General features: G+C 69.3%; 13 protein-coding genes. 8 read left to right on the plus strand and 5 right to left on the minus strand.

Translation table 11 applies throughout. From position 1 onward, the window contains the following. Positions 1–122 precede the first annotated feature (122 nt). From DS837_RS07685 to DS837_RS07700, 4 genes are all read left to right on the plus strand, one after another. Positions 123–962, plus strand: a complete 840-nt coding sequence (locus DS837_RS07685; RefSeq protein ID WP_149164199.1) for a universal stress protein — start codon at positions 123–125, stop codon at positions 960–962. Positions 963–1,085: 123 nt separating this feature from the next. Then, positions 1,086–1,490: a hypothetical protein gene (locus DS837_RS07690; RefSeq protein WP_149164200.1), complete on the plus strand. Its 405-nt coding sequence runs from the start codon at positions 1,086–1,088 to the stop codon at positions 1,488–1,490. 202 nt (positions 1,491–1,692) lie between these two features. Continuing rightward, positions 1,693–2,208 carry an outer membrane lipoprotein gene (locus DS837_RS07695; protein ID WP_247889820.1) on the plus strand — a complete coding sequence of 172 codons (516 nt, stop codon included), beginning with the start codon at positions 1,693–1,695 and terminating at the stop codon, positions 2,206–2,208. A gap of 165 nt (positions 2,209–2,373) precedes the next feature. Then, on the plus strand, positions 2,374–2,700 hold the full coding sequence (locus DS837_RS07700; protein WP_149164201.1) for a hypothetical protein: 327 nt from the start codon (positions 2,374–2,376) through the stop codon (positions 2,698–2,700). A gap of 461 nt (positions 2,701–3,161) precedes the next feature. On the opposite strand, the gene DS837_RS07705 is transcribed toward DS837_RS07700, so the two are convergent. Further along, positions 3,162–4,052 (minus strand): LysR family transcriptional regulator, encoded by an 891-nt coding sequence (locus tag DS837_RS07705; protein ID WP_149164341.1) that lies wholly within the window; start codon positions 4,050–4,052, stop codon positions 3,162–3,164. Positions 4,053–4,476: 424 nt separating this feature from the next. On the opposite strand from DS837_RS07705, the gene DS837_RS07710 reads away from it, so the two are divergent. Continuing rightward, positions 4,477–4,722 (plus strand): hypothetical protein, encoded by a 246-nt coding sequence (locus tag DS837_RS07710; RefSeq protein WP_149164202.1) that lies wholly within the window; start codon positions 4,477–4,479, stop codon positions 4,720–4,722. Between the two features lie 12 nt (positions 4,723–4,734). On the opposite strand, the gene DS837_RS07715 is transcribed toward DS837_RS07710, so the two are convergent. After that, on the minus strand, positions 4,735–6,174 hold the full coding sequence (locus tag DS837_RS07715) for a DHA2 family efflux MFS transporter permease subunit (RefSeq protein ID WP_149164203.1): 1,440 nt from the start codon (positions 6,172–6,174) through the stop codon (positions 4,735–4,737). A 94-nt stretch (positions 6,175–6,268) separates the two neighbouring features. Beyond that, positions 6,269–7,048 carry an enoyl-CoA hydratase-related protein gene (locus DS837_RS07720; RefSeq protein WP_149164204.1) on the minus strand — a complete coding sequence of 260 codons (780 nt, stop codon included), beginning with the start codon at positions 7,046–7,048 and terminating at the stop codon, positions 6,269–6,271. A 193-nt stretch (positions 7,049–7,241) separates the two neighbouring features. On the opposite strand from DS837_RS07720, the gene DS837_RS07725 reads away from it, so the two are divergent. From DS837_RS07725 to DS837_RS07735, 3 genes are all read left to right on the plus strand, one after another. Next, positions 7,242–8,903: a peptide ABC transporter substrate-binding protein gene (locus DS837_RS07725; protein WP_345772112.1), complete on the plus strand. Its 1,662-nt coding sequence runs from the start codon at positions 7,242–7,244 to the stop codon at positions 8,901–8,903. Between the two features lie 193 nt (positions 8,904–9,096). Further along, a complete protein-coding gene (locus tag DS837_RS07730; RefSeq protein ID WP_149164206.1) occupies positions 9,097–10,062 on the plus strand; it encodes an ABC transporter permease in 966 nt (321 codons plus the stop codon). Next, positions 10,059–10,967, plus strand: a complete 909-nt coding sequence (locus tag DS837_RS07735) for an ABC transporter permease (protein ID WP_149164207.1) — start codon at positions 10,059–10,061, stop codon at positions 10,965–10,967. Before DS837_RS07730 ends, DS837_RS07735 begins: the two co-directional genes overlap by 4 nt. 131 nt (positions 10,968–11,098) lie before the next feature. Here DS837_RS07735 and DS837_RS07740 read toward each other — a convergent pair whose 3' ends face one another. Both DS837_RS07740 and DS837_RS07745 read right to left on the minus strand, forming a co-directional pair. Continuing rightward, on the minus strand, positions 11,099–11,563 hold the full coding sequence (locus tag DS837_RS07740) for a protease complex subunit PrcB family protein (RefSeq protein WP_149164208.1): 465 nt from the start codon (positions 11,561–11,563) through the stop codon (positions 11,099–11,101). A gap of 8 nt (positions 11,564–11,571) precedes the next feature. Continuing rightward, positions 11,572–12,192: a glutathione S-transferase family protein gene (locus tag DS837_RS07745; RefSeq protein WP_149164209.1), complete on the minus strand. Its 621-nt coding sequence runs from the start codon at positions 12,190–12,192 to the stop codon at positions 11,572–11,574. Between the last annotated feature and the right edge of the window lie 105 nt (positions 12,193–12,297).

Below are 12,297 nucleotides of genomic sequence, written 5' to 3' on the forward strand. Positions count from 1 at the left end.
TGTCAGCGTTCCCCATTCTGACCATCGTCAGAGACGGCCATGCCGGGCTATAATTTCGACCAATGCGCGAGAAGAGGTGGTGCACAACGATCGCCCACCCGCGCGAGCGAGGGAGAATCGCCATGGCACTCAAGGATCTGCTGGTGGTCGTCGACGACACCGCCGCCGCTGCGGCGCGAATCGATGCCGCCGCCCAACTGGCCGCGCGCACCGACAGCCACATCACCGGCCTCTACCCCATCGTTCCGCTGACCCTGCCGGGCTATGTCGAGGCCGAACTGCCGGACGAGGTGCGCGCCATGCAGCGCGGCTACACCGAGAACCAGACCGCGAGGGCGGAGGCTCTCTTCGCCGACGCGGTGCGCCGCAACGGCCTGACCGACCGCTCGGAATGGCGGGTCCTCTACGGCCACCCGACGGACAGCGCGGCGCTGCACGGGCGCTACGCCGACGTGGTGGTGATCGGACAGGCCGATCCGCACCGCGACCGTGACCGCCCGATCGTGCTGCCGCAGGATCTGGTGTTCGAATGCGGCCGTCCGCTGCTGGTCGTGCCCTACGCCGGCTCTTTCCCCCACATCGGGGAGCGTGTGCTGGTCGCCTGGAACGGCAGCCGCGAGGCGGCCCGCGCAGTGGCCGACGCCATGCCCGTCCTGACCGCCGCCAAGCGCGTGGTGGTGATGGTCGTCAATCCCAAGGCCGGTCCCGCCGGCATCGGCGACGAGCCGGGTGCGGACATCGCCAAGCACCTGTCGCGCCACGGCTGCCGGGTGGAGGCCACCCACATCGTGACCGACCAGATCGATCCGGGCGACACGCTGCTGAACACGGTCGCCGACGAATCCTGCGATCTTCTGGTCATGGGCGCCTATGGCCGTTCGCGGCTGCGCGAACAGGTGCTGGGCGGCATGACCCGTTACATGCTGGAGCACATGACGGTTCCGGTCCTGATGAGCCATTGAGGCCATTCGGTCATCCGGGAATAGTCCGGCGGGACCGCCTGTTCATCCCAGTGAGGCGGCGCCGGACTTCGGTCAATGGACTTCGGTCGAGGGGCGCCGCCGGACCTGCGAAGGAAGGCCGGCATGAGCGCGCTGATCCCCACGTTCCTCCACCGTATGCGTCCTCCGGGCATGGCCGCGGTTTTTCGTCCGGCGGTCCGCTTGGCGGTGCTGGGCATCGCCGGGGCTCTGGCTTTGGCCGTTCTTCCCGCGGCGGCGGACGCGCATGGCCCGCGCGAGCGTGGCTCCTGGTACGGCGGTCCTCCGTATGGCGGTCCTTCGGTGATCGTGCCGCCGCCGGGAAGCCGGGTGATCGTCGTGCCCGGCTATCGCCCGCCGCCGCCCATCGTGGTCGCCCCGCCCCCCTACTGGAGCCCGCCGCCCCGCCATCACCACCGCCGCGCCTGGCGCAACGACTGGGGGCCGCGGCCCTATCCGGGGCCGAGCGTGCAGTTCTACGGGGGGTGGTCGTCGGGCCGGGGCTGGTGACGGTCCAGGCTGCCTGTTTGAAGGCCGTCTGTTTGAAAGAGAATGGGTGTCACGGGAGCGGCGCCGCAACGGCGCATTCTCGCATGGATATCGACTCGCTGCCCGACCATGCTCGTCTCGGTGGCGCCCGGTTCGGGGCGCCGCGCCGCGCGAGCATGAGGGTGCGATGTTCTCCAAACAAGAAGCGGATTTCCGGCTCTCGATGAGGCGTGGCCTGGCCGCGGCGATGCTGGGCGTGGCGGCCCTGTCGCTCGGCGCTTGTGCAAGCCAAAGCCAGAACCGTTACAGCTACCGGGATGTCGGTCACGCGACCTCGGTCGAGTTCGGCACCGTGATGGCGACCCGTCCGGTGGACATCCGGGGCCAGAACACGGGAGCCGGCGGGCTGGTCGGTGGTGCCGCCGGCGGGCTGGCGATGTCCAACGTTGGCAGGGGCTCGGGCAATGTGGCGGCGATCCTGGGCGGTGCCCTGGTGGGTGCCGTGGCCGGCGCCGTGGCGGAGCAGGCGATCTCGGACCGCACGGGGGTCGAGTATGTGGTGACCCTGGCCACGGGCCGCACGATCACCATCGTGCAGGAGCAGGCGGCCAATGAGCCGGTGTTCGGTCCCGGCCAGCGCGTGATGGTGCAGGCGAACGGCACTTACCAGCGTGTCCTGTCGGCCGACCATCTGCCGACCGAAACGAGTCGCCCGAAGGGCATCAAGGTGGTGGACTGAGGTGGACCGGCCGTAGGCTGAGGCCTCGGCACATGACATCCTCCTGCCTGTTGACCCCCGAGGGAACGAAGGAACGGCGTGCGGGAGGGTGGTCCTATGGCGGGCGGAACAGTCGGGAAGGCAGGGTGCCTGCGAGCGATCCAGCGGGGTGGAGCCGTCCTGTCGATGGTTCTTTTGGCGGCCTGTGCCGGGCTGAGCCCGCCCCCGCAGGCCGCCCCCGAGCCCGGCGCGGTGAGCGCCCTGGATCGGCTGAGCCCGAACCGCTGCAACGGGGCCGTCGCCTCATCCCTCGCCGGGGTGCGGATACCGGTGTCCGACGTCCGCTATCTCGCCTATGGCCTGTATCGCAACATTCCGGGGGATATCATCGGCTACGATGCGTGGGTGGGCTTGAACAGCCAGCCCGGCGCCGTGGTGGTGCAACTCGATGAATATTGCGCGCCGCGCCAGATTTACGCGCGCGAGGGCGCCCGGCTTCCCGACGCCCGATGACGCACGGCTGCTCCCATCCGGGTCCCCGGACAAAAAACTGCCGCTAACCCATTGGGCTAGCGGCGAGTTGAACAGGGAGGCTTCACGTCTGGGAGACGCTGGGTCCGAGGACCCAACCCCGGAAGCGGGCTTCCGGGACGAAACGCCGGATGCTGCGGCGCAACATCCAACGCCCAAGATTTGACCATTCTGCCCAAAGGATTCCATCCCCAAATATCCGATTCGGCCATGCGAGAACCGCATAGCTTGTAAACCATTGGAAAAGAATGAAAAACTGGTATGCGGATGCGTATGGTGCTGAAGAGCAGGTGGCCTCGCACGGAAAACGGCAACCGGATTGCAAAGATGCGGGATGGTTTTCGGTACAATCCGTACAAAAAGAAAGGCGCCCGGCATGAATTGCCGAGCGCCTGTGCATCAAATACGGGCAAACACCTTGGCTGCCCAAAGGCTGGGCTGGGTCAGAAGGCCGACTCCGCCACCTTCTTCACCAGGAAGTCGCGGAACACCGCGATGCGCTTGGAATGGCGCAGTTCCTCAGCATAGACGAAGTAGGCGTCGACCTTCGGGCCGTCCACGTCGGGCAGGACGCGCGTCAGCTCCTTGCTGCCGTCCACCAGGAAGTCGGGCAGGGCGGCGATGCCCAGTCCGCTCTCCACGGCCCGGTACATGGCGTAGATGCTGTTGACCTGCAGGATCGGCTTGCGCACGCCCGGGGCCGGGTCGCCCACCTCGTTGATCCAGTTGACGTTGGCGATGGGCGCGCGGACGTCCGGCGGATAGGCGACGATGTCGTGCCCGTCCAGGTCGGCGGGGATCTTCGGGGCGCCGCGCTTCTTCAGATAGTCCTGATGGGCGTAGAGATGGAAATGCACCGACATCAGGTGGCGCTGGATCAGGTCGGGCTGGCGCGGCGTGTTCATGCGGATGGCGATGTCCGCCTCGCGCATCGCCAGATCCAGTTCGTTGTCGTCGATCAGCAGGGTGAGCTGGATGTCCGGGTAGATCGACAGGAACTCGTTGACGCGCGGGGTCAGCCAGGTTGAGCCGAAGGCCACCGTGGTGGTCACGCGCAGCGGCCCCTTCGGATGCTCCCGGCTTTCGGTCAGCATCGCCTCGGTCATCGACAGCTTGGCGAAGACGTCGCGGGCGGTGCGGTGCAGAAGCTCGCCCTGCTCGGTCAGGATCAGGCCGCGCGCGTGCCGGTGAAACAGCGGCACGCCCAGGCTTTCCTCCAGCGCGCTGATCTGGCGGCTGACCGCCGACTGGCTGAGGTTCAGCGTCTCGCCGGCGTGCGTGAAACTTCCAGCCTCGGCCACGGCGTGGAAGACCCGAAGCTTGTCCCAGTCCATCATGCCTGTCTTGCTGCCCGCGCCCTGGCGGGGAGCCTCCCGTTCATTCTTGAAGACGGCGCATAGCCGCCATGCTCATTTATACCGGGAACGCGCGGCGAACGCACCCCCAACCAAAGGCCCACCGCACGAAAAAGAGCCAAGCTTGGTAAGAATTTTCCGTTGTGCTGCGAAGAGCGCACATTTGTTTATCCCGCATTGTGGGATTTTTGCCTTTCCCGCAACCGAGGGACGACGTCGCCGCTCTGGATTTGCCCGGAGGACAACCGAAGACGGGCGCGGGACCGGGAGACTCGGGCCGGCGGACCCTGAAAAAGACGCATCCCCCTTGTTGCGGTAGGGCCTCCCCCCTTGCGCCGTTGCGCGGGCCGGGAGACGGGTCGCTAATCAGGCGTGACGCGGACTTGGGAAGGAGGGGTTCCGAATGCCCGATCAGCTTCAGCCGGCGCTCACCCGCGATCAGGTGATCGACATCTGCGGGCGCCTGGACGACATGCGCATCGCCACCATCATCGGCACGGGCGCAACGCCCGCCGAATTGATGGAGGCCACCAGCTGGACCGGCGCCGACGACTACATGGGGGAGGCGACTCAGCATCCTCCCTCGGGCCGGGTCGCCCGGCTCGTGGAGCTTCTCAAGGCCGACGAGCCGGACTGGGAGGACCGCTGATCCGCCTGTGGTTCAGTCGGCCGCTTCGAGCGCGCGCGGCGGTTCCTTGGTCCGCGCGCGGGCGCGGTGGCCGCTGATCTCCGAACCGGCGTCGGGCGGCAGCCGCAGGAAGAACAGGGCCGACACGCAGGCCATGCCCCCGACCGTCAGGAAGGCCGGCACGAAGTCGGTGGGCGTCAGCGCCGCGCCGGGGCCGCTGGTGGCGCTCTGCGTCAGGTGCAGCACCGTCGCCCCGACCGCGACGCCCAGGCTGAGCGAGACCTGCTGCATCACGCTGGCCAGCGTGTTGGCGCGGCTCAGGCACGCCTTGGGCACCTCGGCGTAGGCCAGGCTGTTCAGGCCGGTGAACTGCAGCGAGCGGAAGAAGCCGCCCATCAGCAGAGCGCCCAGGATGACCCAGTGCGCCGTTTCGGGCCGGAAGGCGGCGTAGCTCGCCAGGATCAGGCCGCTGAGCAGCGCGTTGGCGGTCAGCACCCGGCGGAAGCCCAGCCGGCGCAGGATGGGGCCGGCCAGCGCCTTCATGGTCAGCGCCCCGGCGGCCCCGGCGAAGGTCAGCGCCCCGGATTCGAACGGTGTGCGCCCGAAGCCGACCTGGAGCATCAGCGGCATCAGGAAGGGCACGGCGCCGATGCCGATGCGGAACAGCGTGCCGCCCATGACCGAGGCGAAGTAGGTCGGCAGCCGCAGCAGCGAGGGGTCGAGCACCGGCCGCTCCATCCCGCGGGCGTGGCGCAGATAGAGCCACGCGGCGGCGAAGCCCAGCCCGAGCACCCCGGCGACCGCGGCGGGCGGCAGCACGCCGCGGCCGACATTCTCCAGCCCGAACATCAGCGCGGCCAGGGCCAGCGCGCTCAGCGCGAAGCCGCGGCTGTCGAAGGGGTCGCGCTCGGTCTCCCGCACGTTGGGGATCAGGGTCAGCACCAGCGCGATCCCGATCAGCCCGATCGGCACGTTGATGTAGAAGATCCAGCGCCAGGAGGCGTAGGTGGCGATGAAGCCACCGACCAGCGGACCCAGCGCCGGGCCGATCAGCGCCGGCAGGGTCATCTGGGCCATGGCGGCGACCAGCTTTTCCTTGGGCACCGTCTTCAGCAGGATCAGCCGCCCCACCGGCACCATCATCGCCCCGCCCAGCCCCTGGACGATGCGCGCGCCCACCAGCTCGTACAGCCCGTCCGACTGGCCGCAGAGGATCGAGCCGACGGTGAACACCGCGATGGCCGCCGCGAAGACCGTCCGCGTGCCGTAGCGGTCGGCCATCCAGCCGCTGACCGGCAGGAACACCGCCAGCGCCAGCATGTAGGAGGTCATGGCGAGGCTGAGGCGCAACGGGTCCTCGCCCATCGACCGCGCGATCTCCGGCAGCGCGGTGGCGATCACCGTCGCGTCCAGATTCTCCATGAACAGGGCGCAGGCGATGATGAAGGGAATGCAGCGGGTGGCGCGGGGCATGGCGGGGGCGATGGGATGGGGGCGACGTTCCCAATCTGGACTGACACCGTCCGGAAACCACCGCTATGGCGCGAACCCTGGCATGCGCGGGCGCTCAACGCCCCTTGAAGACCGGCTTGCGTTTCTCCAGGAACGCCCGGTAGCCCTCGCGGAAATCCTCCGTGCCGAAGCAGTGGTAGCATTCGGCGATCTCCGCCTCCGACAGCGGCGCGGGGTCGGACAGGCGGCGGACGAACTGCTTGTGCAGGCGGGCGGCCAGCGGGGCGCCCCCGGCGATGCGCTCGCAGGTCGCGGCGATCTCGCCCTCGAAGGCATCGTCGGCGACGAGGCGGTGGACCAGCCGCTTGTCCTTGGCCTCCTCCGCGCCGAAGATGCGGCCTTCCAGCAGGATTTCCAGCGCCGCCGGGCCGCCCGCGATGTCGTGGAGCAGCTTCAGCTCGGGCAGCGCCATGGAGATGCCGAGCCGGCTGACCGGCACGCCGAAGCGGCTTCCCGTCGTGCAGACCCGCAGGTCGCAGGCCAGCGCGACGGCCAGCCCGATGCCGCAGCAGGCGCCCTGGATGGCCGCCAGTGTCGGGTGCGGCAAGTCGCGCAGCAGGGTCAGCCCCTCGTCCATCAGCACGCCGTAGTCGGCGCCCTGCTCGGGGCTGTTGCGCTCCGTCTCGAATTCGGAGATGTCGGCGCCGGGGCTGAAGGCTCGCCCGCCGGCCCCGCGCAGCACCACCGCGCGCACCGTCTCGTCGGCGCCGAGCTGGCGCAGCAGCGGGATCAGCGCCTGCCACATCGGCTTGTCGAAGGCGTTCAGCTTGTCGGGGTTGCTGAGGGTCAGCGTGGCGACGACGCCGTCGCGGGTCAGGGTCACGGTGCCGGCCATCGCGTGTCGGGCTCCCCATCCATTCGGTTGCGTATGGGGCAGACCACAAACACCGGCGGCCCCGTTCCGTCAAGGGCTTCCCTAAAGCCGCATCGGCGCTGGACCACGGGGCCGCGGGTCCCCATAGTTCGTAGCCGGGACTTCACCGGACGGAGATGACGCCGCGATGCGAACGGGATTGGCGCGAACGGGATTGGCCGCTTTCACCCTGGCCGCCGCTCTGGCCGCCGCCCCGATGGGCTCGCCCGCCTTCGCGGCGAAGGACGAGCTGGTGATCGGCATGACCCAGTTCCCGTCCAACTGGCACCCCTCCATGGAAGCGATGATGGCCAAGAGCTACGTCCTGTCCATGGCGCGCCGGCCCTTCACCGCCTACGACCCCGACTGGCGGCTGACCTGCCTGCTCTGCACCGAGCTGCCGGCGCTGGACAAGGGCACGGCGGAGTATGAGACGCGGGCCGACGGCCGGAAGGGCATCAAGGTCACCTACACCATCAACCCCAAGGCGACCTGGGGCGACGGCACGCCGGTGACGACCGAGGACGTGCTGTTCACCTGGACGGTGGGCAAGCACCCGCAGAGCGGCTACAGCAATTTCGACCTGTTCGCCCGCGACATCGTGGCGATCGATGCGAAGGACGAGCGCACCTTCACCATCCATCGCGACAAGGCGGTGTGCAGCTACGCCGAGATCAACGACTTCGAGATCCTGCCCGCCCATCTGGAGCGCGCGGTGTTCGAGGCGGACCCGGCGACCTACCGCAACCGCTCCAAGTACGAGACGGACACGACGAACCCCGGCCTGTGGTTCGGCCCCTACCGCATCGCCCAGGTCGAGCCGGGCAGCCATGTGGTGCTGGAGCCCAACCCGACCTGGTGGGGCGCCAAGCCGGCCTTCAAGCGGGTGATCGTGAAGTCCATCGAGAACACCGCCGCGCTGGAGGCCAACCTGCTGGCCGGGCAGGTCGACATGGTGCCGGGGGAGACCGGCCTGCCGCTCGACCAGGTGCTCGCCTTCGAGAAGCGGCACGGCAGCCGCTACAACGTCTTCTACAAGCCCGGCCTGTTCTTCGAGCATGTCGAGCTGAACCTCGACAACCCGGCGCTGGCCGATGTGCGGGTGCGCCGGGCGCTGCTCCACGCCGTCGACCGCGAGGCGATCTCCAAGCAGCTCTACGACGGTCGCCAGCCGGTCGCCCACAACGAGATCAGCCCGCTCGACCGCGTGCACGCGCCGGGCTACCCGACCTACGCCTTCGACCCGGCGCTGGCGGCCAAGCTGCTGGACGAGGCGGGCTGGAGCGAGCGGCGCGCCGGGGTGCGCCACAACGCCAAGGGCGAACGGCTGTCGCTGGAGATCATGACGACCGCCGGCAACCGCTCCCGCGAGGTGTTGCAGCAGGTGCTCCAGGCGCAGTGGCGGCAGGCCGGGGTGGAGGTGCGCATCGTCAACGAGCCGGCCCGCGTCCTGTTCGGCGACACGCTGGAGAAGCGCCGCTTCAAGTCGATGGCGCTGTTCGCCTGGATCAGCGCGCCGGAGAACATCCCGCGCACCATCCTGCATTCCAGCATGATCCCGACGGAGGCCAACAACTGGGCGGGCCAGAACTACACCGGCTACCGGAACCCGGAGATGGACAAGGTTCTGGAGGACCTGGAGCATGTCTGCGAGCCCGACGCCAACCGTGCGCTGTGGGCGAAGCTGCAGTCGCTCTACGCGCAGGACCTGCCGAACCTGCCGCTGTTCTTCCGCGCCGACCCGTTCATCCTGCCGCCCTGGCTGGAGGGCGTGGTGCCGACCGGGCATCTGGATTCCAGCACGCTGTGGATCGAGACGTGGAAGGCGAAGGAGTGAGGGTGTGGCGGGTGGTTGCCCCCACCCTCCCACGCTTGCGCGTGGGTCCCTCCCTCCCCCGCTCTCGGCGGACCAAAGGTCCGCCTGCCGCGTCAGCGCAAACCATAGGTTTGCGCGAGAGCTTCGCGGGAGAGGGAAAGTTGGCCCCCTCTCCCGCGAAGCGGGGGAGGGCTGGGGAGGGGGCAATGTGCCCATGACCCGCTTCCTCGCCTCCCGCCTGCTCCAGGCGCTGGTCGTCCTGCTGTTGATGAGCTTCGTCATCACCGTCCTGATGACGCTGATGCCGGGCGATCCGGTGGACATGATGCTGGCCGGCAACCCGCGCGCCACCCCCGCCGACGCGGCGCGGCTGAAGGCGCTCTACGGCCTCGACAAGCCGTTGCTTGAACGCTACGGACACTGGCTCCAGGCGGCGCTGATGGGGGATTTCGGCTTCTCCCGGCTCTACGCGCAGCCGGTGCTGACGATCCTGCTGCCGCGGCTGGGCAACACGCTGCTGCTGCTCGGGGCGGCGATGGCGCTGACGCTGGCGGTGGCGCTGCCGCTCGGCGTCTACGCGGCGCGGCGGCCCTACGGCTGGGCGGACAACGCCATCAACCTGTTCTGCTTCGCCGGCATCTCGGTCCCGGCCTTCTGGCTGGCGCTGCTGCTGATCCTGCTGTTCGCGGTGGAGTTGCAATGGCTGCCCGCCTCCGGCCTCGGCCCGGTCGGTGGGGAGGGCTGGTGGGAGCGGCTGCCCTACCTCGTGCTGCCGGTGGCCTCGCTGACGCTGGCGAGCATCGGCGGCTACACGCGCTACGTCCGCGCCGCGATGATGGGGGAGCTTCGCCAGGATTACGTCCGCACCGCCCGCGCCAAGGGGCTGGGGGAGGGGCGGGTGGTCTGGCGCCACGCGCTGCGCAACGCGACGATCCCCATCGTGACCATCGTGGCGCTGGAGTTCGGCGCCCTCTTCTCCGGCGCGCTGGTGACCGAGACGATGTTCGCTTGGCCGGGCATGGGCAAGCTGATCTACGACAGCATCATGGGCAACGACCTGAACGTGGCGCTGGTGGCGCTGCTGTTCGCCACGCTGACGACGCTGGCCGGCAACCTGCTGGCCGACGCCGCCTACGCCGGGCTGGACCCGCGCATCTCTTTCAAGGGGGATGGGGCGTGAGGGCGGGGCGCTTGAAGGCCGGGCGCTTCCTGCGGCGCTTCGCCCGCCACCGGCTGGCGGTGGCCAGCGCCCTGCTGCTGCTGGTCCTGGCCGTTGCGGCGGCGGCGGCGCCCTGGGTGGAGCACTGGCTGGGGGTGGAGGCCACGGGCATCAGCCTGCTCGACCGCTTCGGCCCGCCCTCGGCCCTGCACCCGCTGGGCACGGACGAGCTGGGGCGCGACGTGCTGGTGCGGCTGCTCTACGGCGGGCGGGTGTCGCTGTTCGTCGGCGTGGCGGCGGCGCTGGCCTCCGCCGTCATCGGCACGGGGATCGGGCTGCTGGCGGGCTATTTCGGCGGGCGGCTCGACGATCTGCTGATGCGGGTCACCGACGGGCTGATCGCGCTGCCGCTGCTGCCGCTGCTGATCGTGCTGGGCGCCATCGACCTGACGCGGCTGGGCATCCCGCCGGAGCTGGCGGGGGCGGAGGACGCCAGCCTGCTGCGCATCGTCGTTCTGGTGGCGCTGTTCGGCTGGACGACGGTGGCACGGCTGGTGCGTGGGGCCACCCTGTCGGCGCGGCGGCGCGACTATGTGCGGGCGGCGGTGGCGATGGGGGCGGGCAGCCGCCGCATCATGCTGGCCCACATCCTGCCCAACGTCGCCGCCCCCGCCGTGGTGGCGACGACGCTGACGGTCGGCAACGTGATCCTGCTGGAGTCGGTGCTGAGCTTCCTTGGCCTCGGCATCCAGCCGCCGCTGCCCTCCTGGGGCAACATGCTGACCAACGCGCAGGAGCTGGTGGGAACGGCGCCGCTGCTGGCGGTGTGGCCCGGGCTGTTGATCTTCCTGACGGTGATCGCCGTCAACCTGCTGGGCGACGGGTTGCAGGACGCGCTGGACCCGCGGGTGGTTGGGAAGCGGTAGTCGTTGGTGCCCCCTCCCTAACCCTCCCCCGCTTTGCGGTGGAGGGGATCAAGTTCCCTCTCCTGCGAAGCGGGGGAGGGAAGGGGCCCGCGGCGAAGCCGTGGGAAGGGTGGGGGCAAGCAAGCGGCCCCTCATTTCTCCCTTTGAAACTTCGCCGCCCCAGCCGCCATCGGGATCAGCCGCACCGCGTAAGGGCTGGTCTGCATTTGCGCCACCGCCTGGGCCGGACCCGGAACCCGCTCGCGGTAGCCGACGACGACATCGCCGCCGGACGCCTGCGCGCTGACGATGGACACGCCATAGCCGCCGGTGTCGCGCGGGCCGAGGAACACCGCCGCGGCCATGCGGTCGCCGGGTAGGGGGCCTGGTGCCGCCTCGCCGACGCGGGCCCAGAGGTCGTTCCATTCCTGCGGGTTGCGCGCGACCACATAGGCACGCTCGTAGGCCTGGCTGCGGTCGCCCTGCCAATAGGTGCCGGGATCGGCGTCGGCGGGAAGCAGAGCCTGCGGCTCCGTGCCGTCCGGGGCGGTCTGGCAGGCTCCGAGCAGCGGAAGCGTCACGGCGAGGGCGAGAAGCGCGACCGCCAGGCGGGTCATGCGGCGGCTCACTCCGGCACCGCCATGCCGCGCTTGACCGCCGGGCGCTCCGCGACCGCGTCGTGCCAGCGCTTCAGGTTGGGGTAGCGGTCCAGCACGTTGCCCTCCGCCTTGGCGGCCACGGCGACGAAGGGGAAACAGGCGATGTCGGCGATGGAGAAGGCGCCGCCGGCCAGATACGCCGACCCGCCCAGACGCTCCTCCATCGCGGCGTGGATGCGCTGCAGCTCGCCTTTGAAATAGTCGATGGCGTAGGGGATCTTCTCCGGCGCCATGACGGCGAAGCGGAACTTGCTCAACCCCGAGGGACCGAGGTCGCTGACGCCCAGCATCAGCCAGCTCAGCGCCTCCGCCCGCTCGTCCTCGTCCTCGGGCAGCAGGCGGCCGGTGCGCTCGGCGTAGTGCAGCAGGATGGCCCCCGATCCGAACAGGCGGCGCTTTTTGCCGCCGGGCAGATCCTCGACGACGGCCGGGATCTTGCCGATCGGGCTGACCGCCAGATAGTCGGGCTGACGGCCTTCGCCGGCCACGAGATCGACCTTGTGGACCTTGTAGGTGAGACCCAGCTCTTCCAGCAGGATCGAAGCCTTTTGCCCGTTCGGCGAGGCGAAGGTGTAGAGCGTGATCATCGGTGCCCGTCCCTGGAGCCTGTCCCTTTGCCATGTCCGCAAAGGCGTTCAACAGGCTCCAGTTTCGCCGATTTGCGCACGGAAGGCCAGAGGCAGGCAAAAAGC

Origin of the sequence: Azospirillum brasilense, from assembly GCF_008365405.1 — a bacterium.
Taxonomy (GTDB): Bacteria; Pseudomonadota; Alphaproteobacteria; order Azospirillales; family Azospirillaceae; genus Azospirillum; species Azospirillum brasilense_D.

Excerpts from the sequence above, each read along its gene's own strand:
- DS837_RS07690 (WP_149164200.1), top strand. The coding sequence starts at position 1,086 with ATGAGCGCGCTGATCCCCACGTTCCTCCACCGTATGCGTCCTCCGGGC.
- DS837_RS07705 (WP_149164341.1), bottom strand. The coding sequence starts at position 4,052 with ATGGACTGGGACAAGCTTCGGGTCTTCCACGCCGTGGCCGAGGCTGGA.
- DS837_RS07715 (WP_149164203.1), bottom strand. The coding sequence starts at position 6,174 with ATGCCCCGCGCCACCCGCTGCATTCCCTTCATCATCGCCTGCGCCCTG.
- DS837_RS07695 (WP_247889820.1), top strand. The coding sequence starts at position 1,693 with ATGAGGCGTGGCCTGGCCGCGGCGATGCTGGGCGTGGCGGCCCTGTCG.
- DS837_RS07720 (WP_149164204.1), bottom strand. The coding sequence starts at position 7,048 with ATGGCCGGCACCGTGACCCTGACCCGCGACGGCGTCGTCGCCACGCTG.
- DS837_RS07740 (WP_149164208.1), bottom strand. The coding sequence starts at position 11,563 with ATGACCCGCCTGGCGGTCGCGCTTCTCGCCCTCGCCGTGACGCTTCCG.
- DS837_RS07745 (WP_149164209.1), bottom strand. The coding sequence starts at position 12,192 with ATGATCACGCTCTACACCTTCGCCTCGCCGAACGGGCAAAAGGCTTCG.
- DS837_RS07710 (WP_149164202.1), top strand. The coding sequence starts at position 4,477 with ATGCCCGATCAGCTTCAGCCGGCGCTCACCCGCGATCAGGTGATCGAC.
- DS837_RS07700 (WP_149164201.1), top strand. The coding sequence starts at position 2,374 with ATGGTTCTTTTGGCGGCCTGTGCCGGGCTGAGCCCGCCCCCGCAGGCC.
- DS837_RS07685 (WP_149164199.1), top strand. The coding sequence starts at position 123 with ATGGCACTCAAGGATCTGCTGGTGGTCGTCGACGACACCGCCGCCGCT.
- DS837_RS07730 (WP_149164206.1), top strand. The coding sequence starts at position 9,097 with ATGACCCGCTTCCTCGCCTCCCGCCTGCTCCAGGCGCTGGTCGTCCTG.